Raw genomic sequence first — 2787 nt, forward strand, 5'->3', positions numbered from 1 at the left:
AGGTCCGCGAGAAGGATCTCAGCTGGCGCGAGCTGCCCGTGGCCAAGCGGCTCGAACATGCGCTGGTGCATGGCATCACCGAATATATTGATGTGGATACGGAGGAAGCGCGCCAGAGCGTCGAGCGCCCTCTGCATGTCATCGAGGGGCCGTTGATGGACGGCATGAATGTCGTCGGCGATCTGTTTGGATCGGGTAAGATGTTCCTGCCGCAGGTGGTGAAGTCCGCCCGCGTGATGAAACAGGCGGTCGCCTGGCTCGAGCCCTATATGGAAGAGGAAAAACAACGCCTCGGCACGACGGACAAATCCAATGGCAAGGTGCTGATGGCGACGGTGAAGGGCGATGTGCATGACATCGGCAAGAACATTGTCGGCGTGGTGCTCGCCTGCAACGGCTACGACATCATCGACATGGGTGTGATGGTGCCGGCGGAGAAAATCCTGGATACGGCGATCCGGGAGAATGTCGATATCATCGGCCTGTCCGGCCTGATCACGCCGAGCCTCGACGAGATGGTCTATGTTGCGGCCGAGATGCAGCGGCGCGGCATGAAGCAGCCGCTGCTGATCGGCGGGGCGACGACCAGCCCGGCGCATACGGCGGTGAAGATCGAACCGGCCATTCGCAGCGCGCCGGTCATCCATGTGGTGGATGCGAGCCGCGCGGTGGGGGTCGTCAGTACGCTGCTGAATGATGATGACCGGCCGGTGTTCCTGAATGAAGTGCGCGCGCGTTATCAGCGGATGCGCGAGGCGCGCAAGGACGGCCCGCCGAAGCCGCGTGTGCCGATTGCAGACGCGCGGGCTGCGAAGCTGAAATTCGACTGGTCGAGCTACACGCCGCCCGCCCCGGCCTATGAGGGTGTGCGGACGTTTGAGGATATCGATCTCGGCACGCTGGCGCGCTATATCGACTGGACGCCGTATTTCTCCGCCTGGGATCTTGCCGGGCGGTTCCCGGCCATCCTCGAGGACAAGATCGTCGGTGAAGCGGCGTCCGGCCTCTGGCGAGATACACAGGCGATGATGCAGCAGCTCGTCGGCGAGAACTGGCTGAAGCCCAAGGCGGTTGTCGGCTTCTGGAAGGCAAACTCCTCCGTGGACGATGTGAAGGTCGCGGGCGGCGAAACCTTCCTGACGCTGCGCCAGCAGATGCTCAAGGACAATGCCCAGCCGAACTTTGCACTCGCCGATTTCGTGGCGCCGGAGGGCGATGACTGGATCGGCGGCTTCTGTGTGACCTCCGGCCCGGAAGCCGAGGAGATCGCGCAGGCGTTTGCCGCGAAGGGGGATGATTATTCCTCGATCATGGTCAAGGCGCTGGCGGACCGGTTTGCCGAGGCGATGGCGGAATACATGCACGAGAAGGTGCGCCGCGAGCTCTGGGCCTATGCGCCGGATGAGGCGCTTTCGACGGACGAGCTGATCGGGGAGAAATACCAGGGCATCCGCCCTGCGCCCGGCTATCCCTGCCAGCCGGACCATACCGAGAAGGCGACCCTGTTCCGCCTGTTGGACGCGGAGAAGCGCATCGGCGTGGAGCTGACCTCCACCTATGCGATGTATCCGGCGGCGAGCGTGTCGGGGCTGTACCTGTCTCACCCCAAAAGCGTCTACTTTGCGGTTGGCCGGATCGGGCGCGACCAGGTCGAGGATTATGCCGCCCGCAAGGGCTGGGATGTCCGCACGGCAGAGCGCTGGCTGGCGCCGATCCTGTCCTATGATCCGTTCGTGATGGCGGATGCTATGGCCTGACAGTTCGCGCCCTGTTGTGGCTGGCGGCGCGGACGCGAGTCGCCTAGAGGTGTGAGCGGTAACGCTAGGGTAAGCCGGGGGCCGGAACTGAAATGCAGAAGCTTAAGGGCGAGAACGCCAAAATCGTCGCCACGCTGGGGCCGGGCAGCCGCTCGCCGAAGGAAGTGCGCGCGCTGGCCGAGGCCGGCGTGGATGTGTTCCGGCTGAACTTCAGCCATGGCGAACATGCCGCGCACAAAGAAGCGCTGGACGCCGTGCGCGCGGCCGAGGCGGCGGTCGGCTGGCCGCTGGCGGCGCTGGCAGACCTGCAGGGGCCGAAGGTGCGGGTCGGCAAGTTCGAGGGCGGCGCGCTGCGGCTTGGCTTCCGCAAGGAATATACGCTGTTTGCTGGCGAGACGGCGCCGGACGCGGAAATGATTCCCGTGCCGCATGCCGAGATCCTCGCGATCCTCGAAGTGGGCGATACGATCCTGGCCGATGACGGCAATCTGATTTTCACGGTGACCGAGGCGGGCGAGACGCCGCGCGTGCGGGCCGAAGTGCCGGGCAAGCTGGGCGACCGGAAGGGCTTCACGGTGCGCGGCAAGGCGCTGCCCGTGCGGGCGCTGACCGAGAAGGACCGGGCGGACCTTTTGTTTGCGCTGGAGATCGGCGTCGATATCGTCGCGCTCTCCTTCGTGCAGACCGTCGAGGATATCGAAGAGGTGAAGGCGATCATTGCGGGGCGCGCGCCGCTGGTTGCCAAGCTCGAAAAGCCTGCGGCGATCACCAATCTGGATGCCATCGTGGAGGCGGCCGATGCGGTAATGGTGGCGCGCGGCGACCTCGGCGTAGAGTTTGCGCCGGAGGAAGTGCCGGTGATCCAGCGGCGGATCATCCGCTCGGCGCGCGCGCGGGGCCGCCCGGTGATCGTCGCGACCCAGATGCTGGAATCGATGATCGAGAATTCCGCGCCGACGCGGGCTGAGGCGTCCGATGTGGCGACGGCGATCTATCAGGGCGCCGACGCCGTGATGCTGTCGGCCGAGAC

Annotated in this window: 2 protein-coding genes; both read left to right on the forward strand. The window is 65.1% G+C overall.

Annotated features, from left to right (window positions below; all coding sequences use genetic code 11):
• Positions 1 to 1757, forward strand: a 1757-nt coding sequence (locus tag ACK4SV_RS16630; RefSeq protein ID WP_409918962.1) for a vitamin B12 dependent-methionine synthase activation domain-containing protein, incomplete at its 5' end; no start/stop codon positions are given.
• A 92-nt stretch (positions 1758 to 1849) separates the two neighbouring features.
• A partial coding sequence (gene pyk / locus ACK4SV_RS16635; RefSeq protein WP_409918963.1) for a pyruvate kinase occupies positions 1850 to 2787 on the forward strand: 938 nt, incomplete at its 3' end.

It is taken from the genome of Hyphomonas sp., assembly GCF_046313735.1.
Taxonomy (GTDB): domain Bacteria; phylum Pseudomonadota; class Alphaproteobacteria; order Caulobacterales; family Hyphomonadaceae; genus Hyphomonas.